This window comes from Candidatus Litorirhabdus singularis (genome assembly GCF_026262625.1).
GTDB lineage: Bacteria > Pseudomonadota > Gammaproteobacteria > Pseudomonadales > Halieaceae > Litorirhabdus > Litorirhabdus singularis.
In genome coordinates this window covers 249,372-272,549 of record NZ_SHNN01000004.1, presented here as the reverse complement: position 1 = coordinate 272,549, position 23,178 = coordinate 249,372, and the positions used below count along the sequence as shown (strand labels likewise).

At 55.1% G+C, this 23,178-nt stretch carries 23 protein-coding genes; 4 read left to right on the top strand and 19 right to left on the bottom strand.

Features of this window, described 5'->3' with window-relative positions:
* Positions 1–63: 63 nt before the first annotated feature.
* Genes EYC98_RS18495 through EYC98_RS18460 form a run of 8 tightly spaced genes read right to left on the bottom strand, consistent with a single transcriptional unit; the run spans position 64 to position 6,744 of the window.
* Positions 64–1,419 (bottom strand): aromatic ring-hydroxylating oxygenase subunit alpha, encoded by a 1,356-nt coding sequence (locus tag EYC98_RS18495; RefSeq protein ID WP_279246877.1) that lies wholly within the window; start codon positions 1,417–1,419, stop codon positions 64–66.
* A gap of 10 nt (positions 1,420–1,429) precedes the next feature.
* On the bottom strand, positions 1,430–1,837 hold the full coding sequence (locus tag EYC98_RS18490) for a Zn-ribbon domain-containing OB-fold protein (RefSeq protein ID WP_279246876.1): 408 nt from the start codon (positions 1,835–1,837) through the stop codon (positions 1,430–1,432).
* 1 nt (position 1,838) lies between these two features.
* Positions 1,839–3,014, bottom strand: a complete 1,176-nt coding sequence (locus EYC98_RS18485; protein WP_279246875.1) for a thiolase C-terminal domain-containing protein — start codon at positions 3,012–3,014, stop codon at positions 1,839–1,841.
* A complete protein-coding gene (locus EYC98_RS18480) occupies positions 3,004–3,441 on the bottom strand; it encodes a hotdog family protein (protein WP_279246874.1) in 438 nt (145 codons plus the stop codon). The genes EYC98_RS18485 and EYC98_RS18480 overlap by 11 nt, the downstream gene beginning before the upstream one ends.
* On the bottom strand, positions 3,438–3,893 hold the full coding sequence (locus tag EYC98_RS18475; protein ID WP_279246873.1) for an FAS1-like dehydratase domain-containing protein: 456 nt from the start codon (positions 3,891–3,893) through the stop codon (positions 3,438–3,440). The genes EYC98_RS18480 and EYC98_RS18475 overlap by 4 nt, the downstream gene beginning before the upstream one ends.
* Positions 3,890–5,446, bottom strand: coding sequence for an AMP-binding protein (locus tag EYC98_RS18470; RefSeq protein ID WP_279246872.1), 1,557 nt, complete (start codon positions 5,444–5,446; stop codon positions 3,890–3,892). The genes EYC98_RS18475 and EYC98_RS18470 overlap by 4 nt, the downstream gene beginning before the upstream one ends.
* Before the next feature lie 9 nt (positions 5,447–5,455).
* Complete coding sequence (locus tag EYC98_RS18465; RefSeq protein ID WP_279246871.1) at positions 5,456–5,872, bottom strand: nuclear transport factor 2 family protein; 417 nt, start codon at positions 5,870–5,872, stop codon at positions 5,456–5,458.
* Entirely contained in the window at positions 5,869–6,744 is an 876-nt protein-coding gene (locus EYC98_RS18460; RefSeq protein ID WP_279246870.1) for an SDR family NAD(P)-dependent oxidoreductase, read from the bottom strand. Before EYC98_RS18460 ends, EYC98_RS18465 begins: the two co-directional genes overlap by 4 nt.
* A 53-nt stretch (positions 6,745–6,797) precedes the next feature.
* On the opposite strand from EYC98_RS18460, the gene EYC98_RS18455 reads away from it, so the two are divergent.
* Entirely contained in the window at positions 6,798–7,397 is a 600-nt protein-coding gene (locus EYC98_RS18455) for a TetR/AcrR family transcriptional regulator (protein WP_279246869.1), read from the top strand.
* A gap of 3 nt (positions 7,398–7,400) precedes the next feature.
* Here the strand turns inward: EYC98_RS18455 and EYC98_RS18450 are convergent, their stop codons facing one another.
* From EYC98_RS18450 to EYC98_RS18425, 6 genes are read right to left on the bottom strand one after another with little or no spacing between them, the layout of a single operon-like run.
* Entirely contained in the window at positions 7,401–8,405 is a 1,005-nt protein-coding gene (locus EYC98_RS18450; RefSeq protein WP_279246868.1) for an LLM class flavin-dependent oxidoreductase, read from the bottom strand.
* A 10-nt stretch (positions 8,406–8,415) separates the two neighbouring features.
* A complete protein-coding gene (locus EYC98_RS18445) occupies positions 8,416–9,222 on the bottom strand; it encodes an alpha/beta fold hydrolase (protein WP_279246867.1) in 807 nt (268 codons plus the stop codon).
* A gap of 15 nt (positions 9,223–9,237) precedes the next feature.
* Positions 9,238–9,873, bottom strand: coding sequence for a TetR/AcrR family transcriptional regulator (locus tag EYC98_RS18440; protein ID WP_279246866.1), 636 nt, complete (start codon positions 9,871–9,873; stop codon positions 9,238–9,240).
* Positions 9,870–11,513, bottom strand: a complete 1,644-nt coding sequence (locus tag EYC98_RS18435; protein WP_279246865.1) for a long-chain fatty acid--CoA ligase — start codon at positions 11,511–11,513, stop codon at positions 9,870–9,872. Before EYC98_RS18435 ends, EYC98_RS18440 begins: the two co-directional genes overlap by 4 nt.
* A complete protein-coding gene (locus EYC98_RS18430; protein WP_279246864.1) occupies positions 11,513–12,523 on the bottom strand; it encodes a phosphotransferase family protein in 1,011 nt (336 codons plus the stop codon). The genes EYC98_RS18435 and EYC98_RS18430 overlap by 1 nt, the downstream gene beginning before the upstream one ends.
* Positions 12,524–12,528: 5 nt before the next feature.
* Positions 12,529–13,260, bottom strand: coding sequence for an SDR family NAD(P)-dependent oxidoreductase (locus tag EYC98_RS18425; RefSeq protein ID WP_279246863.1), 732 nt, complete (start codon positions 13,258–13,260; stop codon positions 12,529–12,531).
* Between the two features lie 77 nt (positions 13,261–13,337).
* Here EYC98_RS18425 and EYC98_RS18420 point away from each other — a divergent pair, with 77 nt between their 5' ends.
* A complete protein-coding gene (locus EYC98_RS18420) occupies positions 13,338–14,642 on the top strand; it encodes an acyl-CoA dehydrogenase family protein (RefSeq protein ID WP_279246862.1) in 1,305 nt (434 codons plus the stop codon).
* A 96-nt stretch (positions 14,643–14,738) separates the two neighbouring features.
* Positions 14,739–16,397, top strand: coding sequence for a flavin-containing monooxygenase (locus EYC98_RS18415; RefSeq protein ID WP_279246861.1), 1,659 nt, complete (start codon positions 14,739–14,741; stop codon positions 16,395–16,397).
* Between the two features lie 145 nt (positions 16,398–16,542).
* Here EYC98_RS18415 and EYC98_RS18410 read toward each other — a convergent pair whose 3' ends face one another.
* The 4 genes from EYC98_RS18410 to EYC98_RS18395 all read right to left on the bottom strand — a co-directional run bounded on the left by EYC98_RS18410 (position 16,543) and on the right by EYC98_RS18395 (position 20,933).
* Complete coding sequence (locus EYC98_RS18410; protein ID WP_279246860.1) at positions 16,543–17,379, bottom strand: SDR family oxidoreductase; 837 nt, start codon at positions 17,377–17,379, stop codon at positions 16,543–16,545.
* A 68-nt stretch (positions 17,380–17,447) separates the two neighbouring features.
* Complete coding sequence (locus tag EYC98_RS18405) at positions 17,448–18,017, bottom strand: nuclear transport factor 2 family protein (protein ID WP_279246859.1); 570 nt, start codon at positions 18,015–18,017, stop codon at positions 17,448–17,450.
* Positions 18,018–18,052: 35 nt separating this feature from the next.
* Positions 18,053–20,359 (bottom strand): TonB-dependent receptor, encoded by a 2,307-nt coding sequence (locus tag EYC98_RS18400; protein ID WP_279246858.1) that lies wholly within the window; start codon positions 20,357–20,359, stop codon positions 18,053–18,055.
* 85 nt (positions 20,360–20,444) lie between these two features.
* A complete protein-coding gene (locus EYC98_RS18395; RefSeq protein ID WP_279246857.1) occupies positions 20,445–20,933 on the bottom strand; it encodes a nuclear transport factor 2 family protein in 489 nt (162 codons plus the stop codon).
* 335 nt (positions 20,934–21,268) lie between these two features.
* Here EYC98_RS18395 and EYC98_RS18390 point away from each other — a divergent pair, with 335 nt between their 5' ends.
* The gene (locus tag EYC98_RS18390; RefSeq protein WP_279246856.1) at positions 21,269–22,426 is read left to right on the top strand and encodes an NAD(P)/FAD-dependent oxidoreductase; all 1,158 of its coding nucleotides are present in this window, start codon (positions 21,269–21,271) and stop codon (positions 22,424–22,426) included.
* Here EYC98_RS18390 and EYC98_RS18385 read toward each other — a convergent pair.
* Complete coding sequence (locus tag EYC98_RS18385; protein WP_279246855.1) at positions 22,423–23,040, bottom strand: hypothetical protein; 618 nt, start codon at positions 23,038–23,040, stop codon at positions 22,423–22,425. The two genes, EYC98_RS18390 and EYC98_RS18385, sit on opposite strands and share 4 nt — an antisense overlap.
* Positions 23,041–23,178: the final 138 nt, after the last annotated feature.

Here is a 23,178-nt window from a genome sequence, read left to right as displayed (position 1 = left end):
TTGAATTTGATTCAAATTCAACTTTGTACTTATGATGAAAATTTGTCAAGCAAAAATCATGGGCTAATTGCCGCTTAAATAACGCTGCAGCTCCACGTGGAAATGCCGCAAACGCTGCTCCTGCTCACCCCACAGCTGCCCCTTGAAGCCGCGACTACGCATTCCCTTCTGCACCACCGGCAGAAAGTCGGCATCCTGACTCAGAACCATACCCAGGTCGGCATCTTCCTCCAGTGAATAATGCTCTGTGGCCGGGCGCACACGTCCGCTGACATCGGTACCCTCGGGTAGACCCATCCAGGCTGGCGGGCAGTAGTCCGGGTCATCAACGGGTAGCAACAACGTCATGGTGTCGTAGTAAAAGCGCTCTGGGTCGGTTTCATGGGGCAAAAATCGCATCAGAAATACCGCTTCCGGGTGACAACCAATCTGCACGTTAGGAAACACGCCCGTGGCCCAGCTGTCAGACAGCTGACTGTCTTCAAAGTGACTGTAATCCAGGCCCAGTCGCGCAGCGCGCTCCCGTTTACCCAGCTGCATGGCTCGCCTTACCTCGCTGGCATCACCAGTAAAGTCAGCGGGGTCAACGCCCGCATCACGCAGCATCATCTCCAACCCTTCGGTAACGGTGTGCTGGTCATGAAAACGTGGGCTGGGCTGTCCCAGCGGCACAATCATGCGGCTGGCGCCATTTGGGTACAGGTCGTACTGCACATTAAGATCGCCCATGATGCCGCGCGTCTCGGGATGGACTGCGTGTAAGTGGTAACTCTCGTAAAACGCTTCCACCCCCACTTTCCAGTTAGAGCCCCACTCGCTGCGCACATGCCGTACCACCTTCATCTGATCCAGGCGATAGCCTTCAAGGTAACCCTCTGGCAGACCAATACTCTCCGCTAATGGCGCAGGATCCTCGGCCATGCTGATAAATATAATGCCCGCATGAGTTTCACAGGCCAGCGCCTGTAAACCCGGGCGATGGGCTATCAGGTCTGGCTGAAAGGTGTCTTCGTCGGTAATCCGTCGCAGTTCTCCGTTATTGTGAAAACTCCAGCTATGAAACGGACACACAAATACTTTGCGATTGCCTCGCTCCTCCCACACTAGCTTGGCGCCGCGGTGACTACAGACGTTATAGAACGCTTTAATGCCTTCCTCGGTGCGGGTAATGATGATCGACTCGTCACCAATATCGAACAGAAAATAATCGCCGCTCTGCGGAATATCGGTTTCCATACCGGCAATCAGCCAGGTCTGGGTCCACAGGCGATCCCACTCCAGCGCCATGTAATCGCGACTGAAGTAGCCTTCCTTGGAATACACCTCAGTGCCGTGATCAATGTGCGGCTGCTTGGCTTCCAATGCATCCGGCGAGGCTCCCGGGCTAATCACTGCAAAGGGTGTCTTGGGACTATTCATTACGTTCAACCTACGTCAGAGAAAATACCGGCATTTGAATATCTTCGCTCCAGGCCTCAAAGCCGACCTGCACACTCGCTCCGATGGCTACAACCTCCGGCTCGCTGCCTACGATGGTACTCATCATACTCGGGCCTTCCTTCAGCTCGATCAGCGCCACCACGTAGGGCGCTGCATACGCTTTGGATATTCCGCGCCGTACCACGGTAAAACTTTTGACCCTGCCGCTGCCGCTGACAACCTGCCAAGCGAGATCTGTACCACCACAATGGCTACAGATAGTGCGTGGGTAAAACTGGAACTGTTGGCAACCGTTACAATGCTGCAGGCTCAACTCTCCGCGAGCGCAGGCTTCCCAGTAAGGTGCCGAGACGGCGTTGGGAGTCGGTTGGACGCGACTGGGTATTTCAGCGTTCATCTCAACCCACCTCCTTGCCGAGTACCAATGCCGCATGGGAGGACATGATGCCACCTTGCGCATGTACCAGCGCGTTGGTAGCTCCGGCTACCTGGCGCTCGCCGCAACTACCACGCAATTGCCAGACTGACTCAGTCAGGGCAAACATCGAGCCGGGATTACCCGGATGGCAGTGGGACAAGAGTCCGCCGTGGGTATTCACGGGTAAAGCGCCTCCAGGCAGTAACGCACCACTGTCCACAAAAGCCCCGCCCTCGCCTTTGGCGCAGAATCCAAGATCCTCCAACTCAACCATCACGGTAGGCGTGAAGCAATCATAGAGCTGAGCAAAGTCCATCTCTGCCGGACCCAGACCCGCCATGGCAAACGCCCTCTCGCCGGCCTCTTTCGCCGCCGACGTGGTCAGACTGCGCGCTGCTGAAATATGTTCGTGGCTATGGCCTTCACCAGCACCCAATATATAAACCGGTGCGTGTGCCGTATCTGCCGCTCGTTCTGCGGACATCAGTACCACCGCCGAGCCGCCATCAGATACCAACGAGCAATCCAGCAGGTGCAGTGGATCAGCAATCAGCCTTGATTCAAGCACGTCAGCAACGGTTATCGGGTCGCGCATCTGCGCTGTTGGATTACGGCTTGCGTGTTCCCGGCAGGCAACCGCGATACCGGCAAACTGTGCCTCGGTAGTGCCAAACTCTGCCATATGTGCCTGTGCAATCAGGGCGTAGTAAGCGGGCACGGTAACACCGTAGGGTTGCTCAAACTCAGGGTGGCCCGTAGAGGCCTGGACCAGCATGGCTTGCTCTCTGGTCAAACCGCTGCGCATCGCATCGGCCATGCTCACTACAATCACGTCGGCCATGCCGGTGGCAATGGCCGACATCGCATGGTGAATCACCGAGAAGGTAGTGCCACCACCGGCGCCTGCGGCAAAGCAGTAGCGCGGAAATATCTGCATATATTCTGCCGCAGCTTCCGCGTGGTAAAGCATGGGCTGCGCCATAGCGTTACAGGTGATCAGTCCGTCGACATCACTCTTATCCAGACCCGCATCAGCAATAGCCGCCAATGCGGCTTCCACGCACAACTCCATAGGCGTGCGACCCGGCAGCACGCCGACATCAGTATCTGCGGCGCCGACAATGGCTACCTGACCGCGTAAAGCACTACCAGACATCGCCAAACCTCACGCGCACCTGCCCGGGGGTTACAACATCGCCAGCGGCATTCTTTACAAACACATCCACCAGCGCCTCTTGGGTATCATTGAATAACTCAACCACGGTGCCGCCGGAGGTCAGGATATCCCCCACATAAGTGGCCACGCGGTTGGAATAATCGATCGACACTATGCGACCGTCATCACCTAACCACTCTTCAACGCCCTGATGCAACCAATCGCCCAGTAAGGGGCCGGCTATAACCAAGCCTGGGTAACCCTCTACTTCCTTGGCGTAAGGCTCATCAAAGTGAATGCGGTGGCCGTTCCACAATGCCGCGTTATAGAGCATTAACTGCACGTTACCGCATTCAAACTCACGCTGCGGCAATTCATCGCCGACGCTAACGGCGGCCAGGCGAGCCTGCTGTGACGTCGTAGTCATCGCAAAATCCTTGTGGTTTTTTCACGGATAACCAGTTCACCATCATCGTCAACAATATCCATCACCACCTCATAAAAGATGAGCGCGCCAGAGCGGCCTTTCTTATCGTAAATAGCGGTGAGGGTGCGGGTGGAGGTCAACCAGTCACCGGGACGAATCGGCTTGTGGTACTCAATATTCAATCCCCCTGCCATCGCTTTCTCTAAAGGAAACTTGGGTAGCAACGCATCAATAGAGACACCGTCTGGTGTCAGCTGATCCAACTCAACCACATCCCAGAACAAGGGCACGTGGAACATAGGTGGAGCCAGGTCGCCGTCCAGATATTTACGCTGTCGATTACCGGTAGCTACCGCGTACTTGCGAATATCCCTGCGCGTAACAATTTCCCTGCGCGGCTCGCTCTGGCGGCCAATGTTTGTCAGCAGCTCTGCCGAAAGCAGCTCGCTCATACCTGTTTCTCCGCCGCGGCCCAATAGGGGTCGCGCAGCTCACGTTTAAGAATTTTTCCTGTAGGTGCCTTGGGCAAACTGTCCACAAAATCTACAGAGCGGGGCTTTTGGTAGGAGGCCAAATGCGCGGCTGCGGCAGCGATAATGTCTTGCTCAGTAGCGCTCTGGCCAGGCTTCAGCACCACTACCGCCTTGACCGCCTCGCCCCACTGGTCATCAGGCACGCCAAAAACGGCAGACTCCAGCACCGCGGGGTGCTGATGAATGGCAGCCTCGACCTGGGTGCTATAGATGTTCTCGCCGCCGGAAATAATCATGTCGCGGGCGCGGTCGACAATAAAGACGTAACCGTCTTCATCCCAAACCGCTATGTCTCCGGTCCACATCCAGCCCTCGCGAATCGTCTGCTCGGTCAGGTCTGGCCGCCGCCAGTAGCCGACCATATTAGCTTCTGAACTGATCAGAATTTCACCCGGTGTTTTACCATCGCGCGGCACGGTATTACCGTCGGGGTCAGCCAGGCGAATGCTGGTCACAAAACCCTCACGACCGCAGCTACTCAAACGTTCCGCATGCTCACCGCTCAGCGCCAGAATATGATCCTCCTGCGACAGGAAGCTCATGGTCATACCTTCAGTCTGCCCGTAGCCCTGAATAATGGTGCAGGGAAAGGCTTCCAATGCGGCGGCAACTACGCTGCGCGGCATGGGCCCGCCGCCATATTGAATATTGCGCAGGCTGCTGAGATCAAACTCGCTAAACTTTTCGTCGGCCATCATCCAGTTGAGCATAGTGGTGATACCCAAAAAGGCTGATACACGCTCTTTTTGAATAGTCTCCAGTGCCAGCCGGGCATCAAAGTTGATCAACACCACCGGGCAGCCGTGGGCCTGATAATTCATGGCCAGTGCCACCGGAATATGAAACATCTGGCCGGTGAGCATGTATACATCACCCGGTACGACACGTTCCGCTACCGTTTGGTTAATCATGCCCATATACAGCGAGCGATGCGTGTGTAATGCGCCCTTGGACTCACCAGTGGTGCCACCGGTATACAAAATGAGCACCGGGTCGTCACCACCTACTGATGCTGCAACCTCGGGCTCAGCCGCGCTAGACTCTGCCAGTAATTTCTCATAGCTGCCGTCGCTGTTCGCTCCAAAACTAAGCCAGTTGGCTATAGAAATCTGCCCCTTAAGTTCGCCGGTTACTTCCAGGTATTCATCGGAACACACGATGACGGCAGGTTCGCCGTCCTCTAATATACGCACCATCTCAGGTACGCCCAGGCGCCAGTTCAAAGGCTGGGCGATCATACCCACGCGCGCGCAAGCGTAATAGATTTCCATGTACTCAATAGAGTTGCGCGACAGTATGGCAACTCTGTCGCCCTTACTGAGAGCCAGAGTGTCTACCAGTGCATTACCCAATCTGCACACGTGGTCTTCAAGTACACCAAAGGTGATGCGGCGACCACTGTCTACGTCGATCAGCGCTTCTGCAGCAGGATTGAGGCGTGCGGCTTTCGCCGGTATGTTTCCGATATTCACGGGGCGCTCCTAGTAAGCTTTATCCAGCTCAAGATGCCGGTTCACTATGCGCCAGTCACCGTTCTCATTGACCACGGTGTCTTTGTAGACGCCGGCCGAAAGCAGATTGATGTCGCCGTTCTCAGTCGCCATTAACGTCAGATTAGAAATCGCCAGCAGCTGCTCGCCGCTGTCGTCAAAAAATATATTCGACACCACGTGTCTGCGCACGTCGGTCTGCTCTGCCATGGAGCCGGTCATCAGGCCCATAATGGCGTCGCGCCCTTCGAACGGACCCACCAGGTCGCCCTTGGCGATACGCATACTGAAACCCGCGCTTACACTGAAGCAATTCTCCAGCATCGCTGTATCGCGCTCATCGTAGGCATAGGCTGCCCGACTCAGTAGTTCGTGTATTGCCAACTTTTCTTCTACGCTTAAGCTCATGCTTGTACCTCCATTCCAAGTACATCCAGGGTGCCGCGCCAGGCCAATGAACCACCGTCAACCGTCCACACTGCGCCATTAACAAATTGGGATTCCGGGCTAGCGAGAAAACACACCAGCTCAGCCACGTCCACCGGTTGCCCCATGCGAGGGATCAGATGAGTCATGGTCATCGTATTAAGCATCGCCTGAGGGTCGGGAGCCGCCTCGAGAAATTTGTCGACTATTTGCGTGTGAATGGAACCGGGGCAATAACAATTAACCCGGATACCATCAACGGCGAGGTCTACTGCCAACATTTTTGTCAGCTGCATAACCGCCCCTTTGCTCGCCCCGTAGGCCTGGCATTGTGGGTAACCCGAAATCGAGCTGGTGGAGCCGGCATTAATAATCGATGCGCAGTCGCTCTCACGCAGATACGGCAGTGCGTACTTCGCACACAGCCACACGCCGGTGACGTTAATAGACATGACTTTTTCAAAGGTATCGCGGGTCATCGTTTCCAGCGACAACTCCTTGGTCAGCATGCTCTCGTGGATGCCAGCATTGTTGTGCAACACATCGATACCACCAAAAGCAGCCGCAGCTGCAGCCATCAGTGCTTCTACGTCAGCATCAATGGTGACGTCGGCATGGTGGTAGATAGCTTCGCCGCCCGCCGCCGTGATTTCCTCAGCCAGCGCTTGACCGGCTTCATCGTTGAGGTCTGATATAACCACTTGCGCGCCCTTGCTGGCTGCAAGTCGAGCCGTGCCAGCACCTATGCCAACAGCACCTCCGGTAATTACCATGCGTAAACCCTGCACACCCATACTGCTTTCCTCCAACGCTTGCGGGAAAGAAATAGTAGGTGTATTTTGAATTATATTCAAGAAATACGTTTTAGGCTGCAAGTGCAGCACGGACCGTGCTAAGGTTTTAGAACATGCCTACAACAACACTCCCTAAACGCCGTGAAAGCCGCGGCGACCAGCGTCGTCACCAGATATTCAAATCTCTGCACGACTGTATTCTCGCCAAGGGCTATGTCAAAACCACTCTTGCTGACGTGGCTGAAGGTGCGGGCATGTCTGCCAGTCACCTGCTCTATTACTTCAAGGGCAAGGAAGACATACTGGAGCAGTACTTTGACAGCGTTTCTGTGCGTTTCATGGCCCGCATAGCAGAGTTCAGCAGCCAGGAACCCCGGGTGCAGATTCAGTCACTGGCCGATTTTTGGTTCAAAGGCGAGACCAGTACCATCAAGGAAATCGGCTTTATGCTCGAGTGCTTTGGTGCTGCGGTCAACGATGATGTGTTGCGTATCACCAAAGCGGAGTTCGACGAGAGCTGCAAAGCGCACCTGGTGGATATTTTTCAGGCCTCACCCGCAGTGTTCATGGAGAGCACCAAGGACGCGGCAGAAATTTCCTACGCGCTAATGATCGGCTTGCGCTCCGCCGTCTATTTCGATTCTGACATCAATCTGGACGAAGCTCACCGCCTTTTCCTGAACAGTATCCTGTCCATGTCCGGCCATACCTAACGGCTACTTACGCAGCCTGGGGAGCACCTTCTCTGCAATATAGCGCATACGTTGAGAACCTGACTCCGCCGGCTCACCCGGAAACTGTGCCCAAAAATGGATATCGCGAATATTCGGGTAGGTCTCCATCATTTCGTTCAGGCGGCTAACCGCAGTATCTGCATCCCAGAGTTCGTAGAGCCCACCCTCAATGGCAGCTGCCGCGTTTTCAAACAGCGGCGTCTGATCCGGCGGTCCAAAGGCTCCCCACTTAATATATTCATTAATATGGTACAGCACATGGTCGCCAATTTTGTCGGCTTCGGCCTCAGGGTCCTCTGCGATAATGGCCCAGCAACCCATAATAATATCGCCGTCTTGTATCGACTTGCCGTTTTGCAACAGCGCCTCGTTATAGACATCCATGCCGATACCGCCGGTACTCAGAAATCCATCAGCTACACGCGCGGCGCGCTGTATGGCCGGCTCCACCATGCCACCCAGATAAATTTTGGGCACTTGCACTGGCGCTGGGGTTACCGCTAAATCGCCTACTTCAAAGCGTTTGCCAGAAAAGTTAACCGGCTTGCCGGTCCAACTGCGACGCAGAATTTCTATACCCTCTTCAACCAGACTAGGTCGGTGCGACAATTTGCGCTGAAAGTGATCAAACTCCAGCTGTCGATAGCCGATGCCCACGCCCAGGTCAAAGCGACCACCACTAATCAGCGACAACGTGGCAACATCTTCAGCGATACGCACCGGGTCATGCAGCGGCAGCAGCATGAGGTTGGTGCCCACACGCATCTGCTGCGTACGTGCCAATATTGCCGAGGACAGCACCAGCGGTGATGGCGTGTAACCGTCTTCGCAGAAGTGATGCTCCGTCAGCCAGCAGGAATCAAAACCGAGGTTTTCAGCATCGCTGATTTGCGCCAGACGCTCTGGGTAAAAGCTATCAAAAGGCTGGTGCCACTGCGCCGGATTACGAAAGTCGTACCATAAGCCATAGTTTACCGGGTTACTCATACTCATCTCCTCAGAGGTTGGCCGCCAGGAAGGTGAGCAGCTCGCCGTGGTACAACTCAGCCTCTTCGATAAACGGTGCGTGACCAGAATTTGGGCATTCCACCACATGAGCATGCGACACATAGTCTGTTATCGAGCGGCAAACATTGGCGTCAACCACCCCATCCTCAGCGCCAACGAAACTCAATACCGGCATCTTAAAGGTAGCCAGAATGTCTCTCTGGTCGAGCGGACCCAGCTCGCCCAGCGACTGCGCCGCCAGCGGCGATGACTCCATGAATATGGCCCACATCCAATCCACCAGCTGCGGACTGACCTCAGAGGCGCAAACGCCCGCAGACAGTGCGGCGAGAAAGTTGACCCGGTCAGCGGCCATGGCGCCCATGGTTTCGGCCAACGCCTCATCGGTACCACCGTGGGGATAGTCAGGCTTCTGCAGATAACAGGGCGTGGCGGCACAGGTCAGTACCAGACCACTGCAACGCTCAGCTAACTGCCGCGCCGCTTCTACCACCACCGCGCCACCTAAAGACCAGCCATTGAGCACAACCTGCTTCAGTTCCAACTTGTGCACCAACGCCACCAGGTCATCGGCAATGGCCTGAATACCCATATCGGCGAAGTCCTTGCTGGACTGCCCGCAACCGCGGTGATCCATAAGCACCACACGGTGACCGGCGGCAACCAACCGAGGTAAGGTGTAATCCCAGGTCCGTACACCCATACCCCAACCGTGCACCAACACGATGGCGCTATCACCCGTACCATAATCTTCGAAATAAACCTGTTTACCGTGTTCTCGGGCTAGAAATGTCATTGCTGTCTCCCTGTATTATTCCTGGCTACGCAGGAGTTGGACTGTAAGTTGTTCGTAGCTGTCAAAAGCCGCATCGAGGTCCAGCGCGTCTGCATTCACCAGCCATTGATAAACGACCCCAAAAATAAATGAGCAGTATTGCACCGCAAACTGCTCTGCATTGATATCGGGACGAATCTCTCCCGCCGCAATGCCCTGCTCAATCCAGCGGCGCGCATCTGACCGATAAACATCATGATGCTCGGCGAGTGTAGAGCGCATATCAGATTGGTGTCCAAGACTTTCATACCACAATAGATACATGGCACGCATGTAGTCCGATTCGAGCTTCAAGAACTCACGCAGGGCATTAGCCGCTTGAATAACCGCACTGATCCCGGAGTGTCCTTCCAGATATTCACTGAGGTGCGCTTTCCAGCGTTGATCAAACTGCGCAAACAGTTCCATCATCAGGCCTTCTTTGGAGCCGAATCTATAGTTGGCCATGCCACGGCTATAGCCGGCGCGCTCACCAATGTCTTTAAGCGTCGTTTTTTGGGTGCCGCGCTCATTGATAAGCTCAATGGCCGCAGTAAACATTGCCTCGTCTGATCGCGCTGTTCTTTCAGCCTGCGTCAGTTTCCCTGTCGTTGCCTGCTTTCTTCCACTCACTTGCCGAGAACCTCAACATCTAATTCACCGGCTTCGTTCATTTCGCGCAAACGCTTCTTATCAAACTTGCCGACGCTGGTCTTGGGAATCTCCGCCACCAGACACCAATACTCAGGCACCCAGAATCGCGCGACTTTATCTTGCAGCCAATTGCGCAAAGTAGACGCCTCAACTTCATCATTAGCGGCAACCATGACGACCAGCGGGCGCTCTTGCCAGCGCTCGTCGGCGGTCGCTATGACGGCGACTTCTGTTACATCGGGGTGAGCCAACAGCGTGTTTTCCAAGTCTACTGAGGATATCCATTCACCTCCCGACTTTATCACATCCTTGGTACGGTCCGTCAGCTGCACATAGTGCTTCTGGTCAATATGTCCTACGTCGCCAGTACGTAACCACCCATCTGCCGAGATAGCATCGGCGGAGTCGTTATTGTGATAGCCACCGGTAATCCAGGGGCCACGTAACTGCAATTCACCCACCGATTCACCATCATGGGGTAACGCCTTGCCAGCGTCGTCGACAACCCGCACCTCAACGCCGGACACCGGTCGTCCACTCTTGGCGCGCCAGGCGGTCTCACCCTGCTCACCAGGGTCACGAGGCGGATGTGACAACGCACACAGCGGACTGGTCTCCGTCATACCCCAGCCCTGTAATACCGGAACGCCCCACTGCTCACGCACGGCGTCAATCATAGCCGGCGCTACTGCGGAGCCGCCGCACACCAGCATCCGAAAACAACTCATATCCAGCTCGCTGCTATCAAAGCGCAGTAAGTCACCCAATATGGTGGGCACTGTTGCGGTGATCGTGGGTCGTGCAGCAGCCACCATTTTCATAATTGCCGGCACCTGCAAATGCGGCCCTGGCAAAATAAAATCACTGCCGCTGAACCAGCCGCTATAGGGCAAGCCCCAGGCATTAGCGTGGAACATTGGTGGCAACAGCAGAATTCTGTCTCGTTCAGAAATGCCAAAGGTATCGGCAGCTCGCGAAGCCAAAGAATGCACAAACGTGGTGCGATGACTGTATACCACGCCCTTCGGATTACCGGTGGTGCCACTGGTGTAGCAGGCAGCGGCGGCACTGGTTTCATCGAGGTCGGGCCAATCCTGCATAGGCTCACTGGCATCAACAAGGTCATGATAATGACTGGCTGCGAACCCTGCGGGCAAACTGTCGCCATCTATGATGATCAAGTGCTCCAGCGAATCCAGCAGCGGCAGCACTGGCTCGAACACAGACAGTAAACTGGCGTCGAGCAACAGCACCCGGTCCTCGGCGTGATTGATGATGTAGGCGATATGTTCGGGCGACAAACGGATATTCACCGTATGCATGATTGCGCCCATCGACGGTATGGCCAGGTAAGCTGCCATGTGCGCGTTATTGTTCCAGCTGAAGGTTCCCACCCGGTCTCCGGGAGCGATTCCCAGGGATTGCAGCGCGGTGGCCAGCTTGGCCGCTTCTAAACCGATTTCTGCATAACTCTTGTAGTGCAGAGTTTCGCCGTCAAAAGTACCAACCCTGGAATCAGGAAACACCGACAGACCATGCCTCATAATCATTTGCACGGTCATCGGCATGTGCATCATCGTTGTCGTCATGGAATGGGCCGTCACAGTGCTTGAGTTCATCACCACTCCCCCTGCGCTGCCATTGCAGCCTCAGTAAGCAGCGCGGGCACATCGTACTCCAGACCACGAGCGTACGGCGTGTCCACCTTGCCGTTAAGAAACAAGCCGTAAGCGCCTTCGACAATCGCCGCCAAACGCCAGAAAGCAAAGCACATATAATAATCCAGTTGCTCAATATCCAGCCCGCTAGCAGCGGCCCAAATCGAAGCTAGCTCCCTGCGGGCAACCACGTTCTCGCGTCGTGTGACCGCCTGCACATGGGCGAAGCCTGGTTTTTCCAGCGGGCGCGGGCCCCAGAACATCAGAAACAATCCAAGGTCTGCCAGCGGATCACCAATCGTTGCCATCTCCCAATCGATGACCGCCAACATAGTTGGCTGCGACTCACTGCACAGTGTGTTGTCGAGATGAAAGTCGCCATGCACGATGCCTACCGGTCCGGCAGGCGGGCAGTTATCCAGTAACCACTGTCCTAACCGTTCGATCTCGGGCAAGTCCCGGGTTGGTTGACCACGCCGGATATCAAGCCAGCGCTCCACCTGCCGTTGCAGAAAACGATCAGGCTTTCCCATATCAGTGAGACCCAATTCCTGCCAGGGAGCTGCTGCTATAGACGCAAGACTCTCCGCCAACTGCCGTCCCAGCGTATTGATGGACTCGGCATTGTCGTAGGCGGCGGGCATAGTGTCGGTAATTGATACTCCGCTGACGTGCTCAATGACCGCGAAGGGATATCCCAGCACGTCAGTAGATTCACACCAGGCCAGCACCTGCGGCACTTTTACGCTGCCGTGCAGCGCGCCCATAAAGCGCGCTTCTCGTTGCACACCAAGATGCGCCTTGGGACTGATGGTCGCAGCCGGCGCCGAGCGCAGTACTAACGCTCGACTGTCGGTGGACACCAGCTGGGTCAGATTTGAATTACCGCCGCTGAGCTCACGCTCTATCCGGGCATTAGTCAGGCCCAGCTCGGCCTGCATCCACTGCTGAAAATTGTTTGCCGTGCTCATAGTCTCTAACCCATCGTTCCAAAACTGCTCATTAGACCGCCGTCTGCGGGCACAAAGGCACCGGTCATATAGCGGGAACGAGCCACCCATTCCACCACTTCAGCAACTTCGTCAGCTTCGCCGTAGCGCCCCATGGGTATGGTCTTGCGCATGGATTCAAGCGCAGATTCCGACAGTTCTCCGGTCATTTCAGTCAATACCAAACCCGGTATTACCAGATTGACCCGAATATTCTTGGGCGCCATCTCTATTGCCAAAGCCCGCGTCATGCCGGCAAGCCCGGCCTTGGAGGCCGCATAGGCAGAATCGCCGGGAAAACCACGAAAACCGACCACGGCTCCCACGTTGACTATTGCCGCTCCAGGCTCCATATGAGCCGCGGCCACTGCAATGATATTGAGCGCGCCAGTAAGATTGGTATCCAGCACGGTATTCCAGTCCTCGAGCTTCAAGCGGCGCACCTTGCCGCCGCGATGGACTCCGGCGTTATTAACCACCATGTCAAGGCGGCCCCAAGTGGCTATAATGTGATCTATGGCAGTCGTTACCGCCGCTCGATCAGCCACGTCACAGCGAATACCGAGGCACTTGTCTCCCAGTTCTGATGCGACTTGCTCAACCTGCTCGCCACGGGCCAGCAGTGCCACTAAATCCCCTGCTGCCAAGGCTCTCTTGGCGATGGCCAGGCCAATGCCACGGGAGGCGCCAGTGACCAGCCAAACTTTTTTTTCCGTCATGTGTAGTAATTTTCCTGAATTTTATTCAAAATATGCTTGTTTGCGTCTAGTAAGTCAATCATAGCAGGAGAAACACCTTGAGTTGGAGCTTTGAAACCGACCCCGAATTCCAGAAGCAGTTAGACTGGATCGATCAATTCACCCGCGACGAAATTGAGCCGCTGGACCTGGTGTTCCGCGGTCCCGGCGATCCGTGGGATCCCGACTCACCAGCAGCAAAAGCGATGGCACCCCTGCGGGCCATCGTCAAAGAGAAAAAACTGTGGGCCTGCCACCTTGGCGCCGAACTCGGTGGCGGCGGCTATGGCCAGGTCAAGCTGGGTCTGATGAATGAAATACTCGGTCGCTCGCGTTTCGGTCCCAGTGTATTTGGCTGTCAGGCACCCGACAGTGGCAACGCGGAAATACTCGCCCACTTCGGCACTCCCGAACAAAAGAGAAAATATCTTCAGCCGTTGTTGAACGCCGAAATCGCTTCCTGTTATTCAATGACAGAGCCGCAGGCCGGCGCCGACCCTGCTGAATTCACCTGCACCGCAACCCGCGATGGTGATGAATGGGTGATCAACGGCGAAAAGTGGTTTGCCTCTCACGCCCGATTCTCCGCATTTCTGCTGGTGATGGTCGTTACCAACACCGAGGTTCCCATCCATGAAGGTGCGTCCATCGTACTGGTGGAGCAAGGCACTCCCGGCATGGATATCCTGCGCAATTCCGCCGTTGGTCCCTATGTGGAACAAGGCGACGGTGTACACGGTTATATTCGCTTCACCGATTGCCGCGTGCCCGCTGACGCCCTACTGGGCGAGGAAGGTAAAGGCTTTCTGGTGGCGCAAACCCGTCTCGGCGGCGGACGTGTTCACCACGCCATGCGCAGCGTTGGGGTTTTGAAAAAGGCCATGGACATGATGTGCGAGCGAGTTCTCAGCCGCACCACCAAGGGCGAATTATTGGCTAATAAGCAGTTTACCCAGGAAAAAATCGCCGACAGCTACACACAGATTCTGCAGTACCGCCTGCACGTGCTCTACACCGCCTGGTTGATCGACAAGCATAAAGAGTACAACCGCGAAGTGCGCAAAGAGATAGCGGCTATCAAGGCGGCTACCCCAAAAATTCTGCACGACGTTGTGTACCGAGCCATGCACCTGCACGGCAGCCTGGGCATGTCTGATGAGGTGCCACTGATGAACATGTGGGCAAACATTCCCGAGTTGGGTGTCGTCGACGGCCCGTCAGAGGTTCACAAAGTCACTGTGGCACGCACGGTACTGCGCGAGTATGAAGCAGCTCCGGGAATGTTTCCGACGTATCACACACCGACACAGTCCGTCGCAGCTTTTGAAAAGTACGGGCACTACCTGCCCGATGCCGACGCATGATCTCAGATCTGCAAGCACTTGCAGTAGTGAGTGCTTGCAGCGTTGCACAGACTAGACTGTAATATAAATAAAATAGACAAGACGAGGAACGCAGCAATGACTACAGAGCAAGAGCCAAGCCGTAATGCAGCCTCCACAGGTAAAGTCGACTTTGACACGATCGTCATTGGTGCCGGCTTTGCTGGACTCGCACTCATACACCATCTGCGTGAAGCAGGAATGTCGGTACAGGTGTTTGATAAAGCTGCCGATGTTGGTGGTACCTGGACCTGGAATCGCTACCCGGGCGCGATGACAGACAGTGAGAGCTACTATTACTGCCTGACGTTCTCCAAAGAACTTCTGCAAGAATGGTCCTGGACTGCACGTTATCCCGATTGGAAAGAAACCCACCAGTACTTCCGCTTTATTGCCGACAAATGCGACATGTGGCCACATATTCAGTTGAACACTGAGGTAGTCAGCGCCGATTATCAGAATGACGCCGGCCATTGGTTGGTGACTACCGGAGACGGCAAGACGTATACCTGCAAGTACTTCATCAGTGGCATGGGCATGATTTCCGAACCGGTAATTCCAAAGATCCCGGGCATGGATAAATTCAAGGGACCCCTGTTTCACTCCTCCCGCTGGCCGCAGGAAGGTCTGGACTTTGCGGGTAAGCGAGTAGGTATCATTGGTGCGGGGGCAACCACCGTGCAGATGGTACCAGTGATGGCCAAGACCGCAGGTTCGGTAACCGTATTCCAACGCACGTCGAACTACATTCTGCCGGCCATGCAAAAGCCCATGACAGCGGAATGGGAAAAAGAGATCAAGGACAACTACGACGAGATCGTCGACATGTGCCGCAACCATGTATTTGGCATGGCATTTGGCACGGCCGGTCGTAATCTGGCAGACACGCCGCCGGAGGAAATACAGCAAATTTTCGAGGACAACTGGAACGGCAGCTTCCGCTGGGTGTTTGAGACCTTTGACGATCTGCTATCAAACCCGGAAGCGAACAAAATGGCATCGCAGTTTATCATCGATAAAATGCGTGAGCGGGTCGAAGACCCTGCTATCGCAGATATTCTGGTGCCGTCGGTTGATGACTATCCGCTGTTCGCGAAGCGTCCGCCATTGGACCACGGCTATCTGGAAGCCTTTAGCCGCGATAACGTTCACCTCGTTGATATTAAAAACCAGGAGCCGATTGTCGAAGTCACGGAAACCGGCGTACGCACCACTGAAAACGAGTTTGAGTTCGATATCATCGTACTCGCCACCGGTTTCAGAGCTTACACCGGTGCCCTTGAAGCGTTCCCAATTCGCGGAGCCAGCGGCCAGAGCTTGCACGAGAAGTGGCACGATACCTCCAACTGCATTATGGGTGTCTGCGCTGCCGACTTCCCCAACCTGTTCATGGTAACCGGACCACAGGCGCCCTTCGCTAACCTGCCCACCTCCATCGAACAAAATGCGATCTGGATTACCGACTGCATCAAGAAAATGGAGAGCGAAGGCTACGATGTATTCAAGCCCAAGCAGGCAGCTGAGGATGAGTGGTCAGCTCACGTCTCTGAAATTCACGAGCAAACGTTGATGGCTCAGGGCGACAAAGTGAATTCATGGATGATGGGCGCCAATATCGAGAATCACAAACCCAGAGTCTTGATCTACTTCGGCGGCGCTCACGTTTACTACGACCGGCTGCGCGAATCTGCAGATGGCGGCTTTCCGGAGCTGGATTTTGAGCAGCTGGCGAGTTAATCAGGTAGTTATTCAGGTAGTTAATACTGTCACCGCAGCTCGCTGCGATGACATCAAACCGCGCAGCCTGCGCGGTTTTTTTTGCCTGTGAATTGAGGTGGCGGGCATACTCAGCCCCGCCACTCTGCCTTCACCTGCGTCACGGTCAGGCGTCCAGGCCGGACTTTCCCGCTTCTCTTACGATAGGCTCATATTCCGCAAACGCCGGTCCTTCGACGGTGGCGCCGATTGTGAACCCTGCGTCAGTGGTGAAAGTATGCCCGGTGGTATATCCCGCTTCGTCGCTGGCAAGAAACAGTGCGGCATTGGCCACATCTTCCGGCAGGCCGGCCCGCCCATGCAGGGGCGACGCTTCGGCAAGCTTTTCACGGGCTCCAGCCAGGTCGGAGGGGTCGCCGGTAATCACGCTGGCGACCATGGGAGTTGCCATGCTCGCCGCCGCGATCGCATTGACTCTTACGCCCTTCGAAGCAAGCTCTACGGCCACGTTTTTGGTCAGACCAACCACACCATGCTTGGCGGCAGCGTAGGCATGCGGGCCCAATCCACCCATCAGCCCAGCCGTACTGGCCATACAGATAATAGAGCCGCTGCCCTGAGGGCCCATAACACGAGACGCATGTTTCAGCGCGTAGAAGGTGCCATTGAGCAGTACGTCCATGCTAAAGCGCCATTCGTCACCGGGCGTGGTAGCAATGGGGCCAACGGCACCGACGATGCCGGCACTGTGGAAAACCACATCCAGTCGACCGAAGCGCTCCACGGCGGCATCGATTGCGCCGGCCACCTCATCTTCAATCGTAACGTTGCAATGTTGGTAGAACGCTTTGTCACCAAAGGTCGCGGCGAACGCCTCGCCTGGCCCGTCCTGAATGTCGCAAATACAAACAGCGCAGCCTTCTTCAATAAAGCGCGCCGCGGCCGCGGCACCTAGTCCGCTGGCGCCGCCGGTGATCAGAGCAAATTTGTTGGCCAATCTCATGAGACTGTATCTCCCTTATAAAAAAGGGGCCGAAGCCCCTATAGATTCGAACCTGAGCTAAGCCAGGCCTAATAGTGTTCGCAAATCAGGTCATCTGGTGCACGTTTACCAATGGTCTCGGGCGCGATGCTGCCAAACCCCTGCGAACAGGGTGCCTCCAACCTGGCCCAATCAGTCATTCCGATGCGACTGACTATGCCCCAGACGCCGTCTATATACTGGAACTTATCAATGTAACGACCACCCACGAAATAGTCCATCTCCGTATCGCAGGCCTGCGCACCCGCCAGCGGATCGCCAATGGGTCTGACCCGGTGGAACGCAGTGAAGTAGGTTTCTACCGTCGCCTGATCGGCGCTGGTGAAGTCGATCATTATATTGCCCATCTGATGATGTGTGCGCGAATAGGTGCGCAGACGCTCCAGAGCGAACCCCACAAAATCTGCTGGATCTTCAGCAGTAGAGGGTAACGAGGGATCCGATGAGGGCCCCTCGAAGAAATGATTGTGAATAGAGCCCGGATGAAAGCAACTGCGTAGCGGCGCTTCATCCAGACGGTCAATAGCCCGAGCATAACGGTAGACAACTTCCACAATCGCCTGTTTTTTCAGTAACTCTTCCAGCCGATTATCGGTCATGGTTATTGCCTCCGTTAGCTATTTAGCTGCCTACCTTATTGACCGAAGTTGTAAACCACTTCGACACCATAAGTACGCGGTGCACGTGTTGCTGCGTACGACCACAGACCCGCTACATCATAACCGTGCGAATAGCCGTCTTCGTCGGTCAAGTTACGCCCGAACAAACTAAACTGCAGTCCGTTTTCCATGGCGTAGTTCACCGAGGCATCCACCAGGTGCTGGGCATCGTTCTCCAGTTCAGGCGAGTTGGTCACGTTGGTATAGTGTTCGCCAATGTAGTGGTAAGAGCCTCTGACCCATGCGTTGCCGCCGGCCATATCCCACTCGTAGGTTGCGTCCAGAGTACCAGTGAAGTCTGGCGCCCGACGAAACTCCAAGTCTGACAAATCTACAATGTTGCCACCCAGGTCTTCGTACTGGAACCCATCATACTCGGTATCCAGATAGCCGAGATTACCGCGCAGACTGAGATTATCAGTAATGTACGCCTGTATATCGACTTCTATACCCTGAATGGTAGCGCTGGCAGCATTGGTAACGATCGTCTTCTGCCCTGTACCGCTAGAGTCAGGCAGCTGCAGCTCCTCCTGCTTGTCCTCATACTCCATGTAGAACATATTGGCGTTCACACGCAGGCGATTATCAAGCCACTCGGACTTAATACCCAGCTCATAGTTATCAACAGTTTCCGGATCGTAGGGGTCGCGCGCCTCTTCAACCGAGGCCACCCGACCGTTGAAGCCGCCACTACGGTAACCTTTCGAGTAGGTGAAAAATGCCATCAGGTCATCATTGAAGGCGTAACGCGCTCCAACCCTGGGGGTAAACTCCTCCCACTCTTCTGCGGGGTTGCTGGTGAATTCGCCAGAGATGGTTTCAACATTACCTTCCTGTCGGGATTTCTTTTCGTCCTCGGTATAGCGCCCACCCAAAGTCAGTGTCAACGCATCTGTTACCGCGTAGTCACCTTCAAAGAATATGGCCGTGGACTTTGTGTCCTGCTCGGTGAACTGATAAATATCCAATATTGAACCCGGGATAGGAAAGCCTACCCAGCTATTGGAGATAGCAACGTAGCTGTTCTCCCAGTAGTAAAGACCGCCGACGAAGCTAAGATTACCGCCGCCATCATAAGTCAGGCGCATTTCGTGGCTATCCTGCTCGTAAGTGCCAGGACGGCTGGTACTGTATAACAGCTCGGGGGTGCCATCCCAGTTGGTGATAGCCTCTTCGTCTGACTCCCAGTGACCGAAGAGGTAGTCGACGCGATAGCTGTCAGTGATGTTCCAGCGACCTTCCAAGGAATAAAATTCAGTATCAAAAGTAGCCTCAAGCGGGATAGCCACGGCATCCGCTGCACTGGTAATGACGACGGGGTTGTCTCTGGTCGCAGTGGGTCCTCCGCCCGACCTGAGACCCCGGTTCAAAGTCGTGTATCGGTCACCAGATATAGGCGCCTTCAGTGAAGGCGAGCAGTAGCCATAGTCGACATCGTTACCGGGCTGCTGACCGGTGTTGTTACAGAACAGGTGACGATCCTGTCCGGTGTTGATCAGCTCCGGCGTATCCTGCTCTGTTTCTTCTTTCTGGTAAGTGACCTCAAATTCCAGTGTGTCGGTGGCAGCCCACAGCAGGTTCAAGCCATAGCTTTGGTAGTCAACCGCTCCGCGGCCGTCTTCACCGGTGGTGGCGTTGTCGTAGTAGCCTTCACCTTGATCGCGTTTGGCAAGGCTGACTTTAGCGGCCAGCGTATCCGTAATACCAAAGTTGAGAATACCGTCAACATAATAGGTGTCGTAATCCTCTAGACCCGCTCGAACCTTGCCGCCCAACTCGCCAGTAGGCTGGGTAGTGGTAACATTAATCAGGCCGCCAATAGTGTTGCGTCCAAACAGCGTGCCCTGTGGTCCGCGCAGGACTTCAATGCTGGCCAGGTCGATACTGCGCAGCAGTGAGCCGGCATTGGCACCTATAAAGATGCCATCTTTTACCACACCCACAGCCGGGTCGAAGTTTTTCTCGACGTCAGCTGCACCAATGCCGCGAATAAAGATTGCCGCTACTCCACCAGGTCCCTGCCCGGTGTCATCAATAATCATGTTAGGAGAGATGCTGGCAAGGTCCATTATGTCACGAGCAAAAGTACGCTCGATTTCTGTCTTGCTCATTGCGCTGACAGCCAGGCCGACGTCCTGCAGGCTCTCGTTCTGTTTACGGGCAGTGACCACTATCTCTTCCAGCGCTCCTCCTTCCTGGGCGCCAACAAGTGGCGACACGAGCGAGACTCCCATCGACGTAGTAGCAACAGCAATTGCGGTTGTTAAGGCTCTTTTTTTCATGTGTAGACTCCTGACTTGATTCATCAAAATTTTTATGGGTTTACAGTATTCGTGCGGTTAGGTTTTTATTGTTTCACTCCAGTTACTAGCCAGCCTCCGGGGCCGACAGCACAGTACCTGGAATGGGATTGAAATAATGGATGGTGACTGTGCGCTGCAAGATTTTCCAGACTCCGGCGCGGCGCTGTAACTGATCGGCATAAGTGGCACCCACAATGGTGCAGGTATCTTCATCAATCAGTTTGCCCATGCAATCAACATCACAAATGGAAGTGGCGTTGTCTGTATCGCTGAACGTAATCTTGAGATTAGTGCTCAAGTGGTGAGATTCGCCCCACGCTGGCCACAACACGTCATAAATAGCTTCGTGAATGCCCGAGTGTCCCTCGAAGCGGCCAAACGGCGGACCAATATCCCAAACGCAGTCTTCCCACCAAATAGAGAGAAACTTGTCGTAATCTCGTTTATCAAAGCCATGGCAATAGTCAGATACCAGGTCGCGAATGGACGACCTGCTCTCGAGCTCGGTGATTCTTGCCGTCAGCGCCTCTAGAGTAGCTGCTTCGGTTGCCATGACTGCCTCTGCTGGACTTTGGCGCTCTTGCTACCGCCATGTCTTGCTGCCAGCTAATTATAAGTTATCGTTAAATTGGCTTGCTTGCGTCAAGTAAGTTTAAGGAGATTGCTCTGCAAGTCAACAGAAATGGTGCAATTTATAAGCAGTTATAGCCCGCTTTATCCCTACATTTCGTCAGGTGAATTGAGCAATCTAACCGGCTTGATCAGCAACCCCTCTCTCCGGGTTATAGTGCCAGTGAGCAAACATTCCCGCTTATTGCCGGCTCACTGCTTCCTGTCGATCACGCTGCACTATGCTAACCTTGAGCCGCAAATCCATAAGGCCCAGCAATGAAGCAACGCATCCTCATCGCCGGTTTTGGGGACACCGGTTTATTGGTCGCCATAAACCTCAGCAAGCACTACGACATACTGGGCGTCAGCCCCAAACCCTGCCTGGTGAGCGGTCAAGAATTAGGCCTGCGCCTGACCCAACCTCAGGCCTGGAAGCGAGATTACCTGATGCCGTATGAGCGCTACCGCAAACTGGACGGTGTGCGCACAGTGCAAGGACTTATCAGCGCTATTAACAGCGACCAGTCCACTGTCACGATAACGCGAGCCGATGGTACTGAGATGGTAGAGCCTTACGATGCACTCGTTATTGCCTCCGGCGTTACCAATGGTTTTTGGCGCGACAATTCTCTGGCGGACTTGGCGACTATTAATAACCAGATAGAGGCCGCCTCGCAGCAATTACTGGCTGCCAACTCGGCGGCGATTATTGGTGGTGGTGCTACCGGAGTGAGCGTGGCCGCAAATTTGGCGGCGCAGCACCCGGCAAAGGCCGTGCACTTCTTCTACAGCCAGGAACAACCCCTGCCCGGCTATCACCCACGCACCCGAGCTCAAGTAACCAAGCATCTGGAAAATGTGGGTGTGCATCTGCACCCCCAGCACCGGGCTAAGGTAGAGTCTGACTTTAGCGGCGACCGCTTGACCACTGAGCCAGTCAACTGGTCCAGCGGGCAGGACGACTTTCAGGCCGATATCACCCTGTGGGCTCTGGGTAAGGTGACACCCAACAACAGCTTTGTTCCTGCGGATATGCTTAACCGTGATGGCTTTGTAAAAGCAGACGAGTTTCTGCGGGTACCCGGCTATAACAATATTTTCACGGTGGGCGATATTGCCGCCACCGACCCTAACCGCTCCTCCGCGCGCAACTGGGGGTATCGATTGCTCGGCCACAATATACGCGCCAGCCTGCAGGGCAAACCGGACCGCATGAAGCCCTATTCAGCGCCGGAAAATCGCTGGGGTTCGATTTATGGTGTGCAGGACCCTAACTTACCCGACAGTGGCCTGCGCGTATTCCAACCCGATGGTGGCAGTTTTCGGTTTCCGCGCTGGTCGGTGCAGAGCCTCCTATTTCCGCTAGCCGTGCGGAAGATGATCTATAAGGGCGTGCGGCCATCACTTGACGGTGAAACAAGGCAAGAGCACTAAGCGCCAGCCTGGTTTTGGCGCCGCACCAATGCAATGACGCCGCCGTAGATCAGCCAGGGCGCCAGCAGCCAGGGCACCTGCCCCTGAAAGGTAATAGTGCGTCCGTTGAACTCGAACAACAGCGGGTTCCACCAAGGCCCTCCGGGTGCCAGCGGTGCCCACGAAAGCGGCTTACCCACGGCCAATTGGTCGTGATAAAGAAACATCTCTACCACAACATTTTGTCCCAGAGCCCACACCATAAAGACCGCGAATGGCCACCACTGCCAGGACTCAAATACCTCGGCGCGCTTACCGGCGCTCAGCCACATCAGCCACAGGCCAACCAGGGTAATACTGCCGGCATCGGCCAGCGAGTTCAGCAGCCAGTTGATGTGCATGGGCAGGAATTGATTAAGTACATCCACTCGCCGCAGGTCGACCGCATCGCCCGCCACCAGCCCATAGGTAAACCAGATCTCCCAGCCCAGCGCGCACAACAAAAAACTCCCCAGATAAGCCGCAGGCACCCAGTCAGGCAGGCGCCCCCGACTGCGCAACCACGGCACAATAATGAGCGGCAGCAAGGCACTGGTATAGACGACGGTGATAACGCGAAGATGTTCGGGTGACATAGGGCTCAGCTCCCCAGCTCGATCCAAATTGGAAGCCTTACCTTACACCATTGTGAGCACCTCGGGTGCCGCAGAGTAACTTCCGCACTCGTACTGCAATGCTCTACTGAACCTCGGTGCCTTGCGCGCAACCAGCTT

Coding starts and splice junctions, on each gene's coding strand:
- EYC98_RS18390 (WP_279246856.1), top strand. CDS start 21,269: ATGAAGCAACGCATCCTCATCGCCGGTTTTGGGGACACCGGTTTATTG.
- EYC98_RS18450 (WP_279246868.1), bottom strand. CDS start 8,405: ATGAGTAACCCGGTAAACTATGGCTTATGGTACGACTTTCGTAATCCG.
- EYC98_RS18485 (WP_279246875.1), bottom strand. CDS start 3,014: ATGTCTGGTAGTGCTTTACGCGGTCAGGTAGCCATTGTCGGCGCCGCA.
- EYC98_RS18430 (WP_279246864.1), bottom strand. CDS start 12,523: ATGAGCACGGCAAACAATTTTCAGCAGTGGATGCAGGCCGAGCTGGGC.
- EYC98_RS18490 (WP_279246876.1), bottom strand. CDS start 1,837: ATGAACGCTGAAATACCCAGTCGCGTCCAACCGACTCCCAACGCCGTC.
- EYC98_RS18410 (WP_279246860.1), bottom strand. CDS start 17,379: ATGAGATTGGCCAACAAATTTGCTCTGATCACCGGCGGCGCCAGCGGA.
- EYC98_RS18415 (WP_279246861.1), top strand. CDS start 14,739: ATGACTACAGAGCAAGAGCCAAGCCGTAATGCAGCCTCCACAGGTAAA.
- EYC98_RS18445 (WP_279246867.1), bottom strand. CDS start 9,222: ATGACATTTCTAGCCCGAGAACACGGTAAACAGGTTTATTTCGAAGAT.
- EYC98_RS18405 (WP_279246859.1), bottom strand. CDS start 18,017: ATGACCGATAATCGGCTGGAAGAGTTACTGAAAAAACAGGCGATTGTG.
- EYC98_RS18425 (WP_279246863.1), bottom strand. CDS start 13,260: ATGACGGAAAAAAAAGTTTGGCTGGTCACTGGCGCCTCCCGTGGCATT.
- EYC98_RS18480 (WP_279246874.1), bottom strand. CDS start 3,441: ATGACTACGACGTCACAGCAGGCTCGCCTGGCCGCCGTTAGCGTCGGC.
- EYC98_RS18495 (WP_279246877.1), bottom strand. CDS start 1,419: ATGAATAGTCCCAAGACACCCTTTGCAGTGATTAGCCCGGGAGCCTCG.
- EYC98_RS18465 (WP_279246871.1), bottom strand. CDS start 5,872: ATGAGCTTAAGCGTAGAAGAAAAGTTGGCAATACACGAACTACTGAGT.
- EYC98_RS18455 (WP_279246869.1), top strand. CDS start 6,798: ATGCCTACAACAACACTCCCTAAACGCCGTGAAAGCCGCGGCGACCAG.
- EYC98_RS18435 (WP_279246865.1), bottom strand. CDS start 11,513: ATGAACTCAAGCACTGTGACGGCCCATTCCATGACGACAACGATGATG.
- EYC98_RS18385 (WP_279246855.1), bottom strand. CDS start 23,040: ATGTCACCCGAACATCTTCGCGTTATCACCGTCGTCTATACCAGTGCC.
- EYC98_RS18400 (WP_279246858.1), bottom strand. CDS start 20,359: ATGAAAAAAAGAGCCTTAACAACCGCAATTGCTGTTGCTACTACGTCG.
- EYC98_RS18395 (WP_279246857.1), bottom strand. CDS start 20,933: ATGGCAACCGAAGCAGCTACTCTAGAGGCGCTGACGGCAAGAATCACC.
- EYC98_RS18475 (WP_279246873.1), bottom strand. CDS start 3,893: ATGAGCGAGCTGCTTTCGGCAGAGCTGCTGACAAACATTGGCCGCCAG.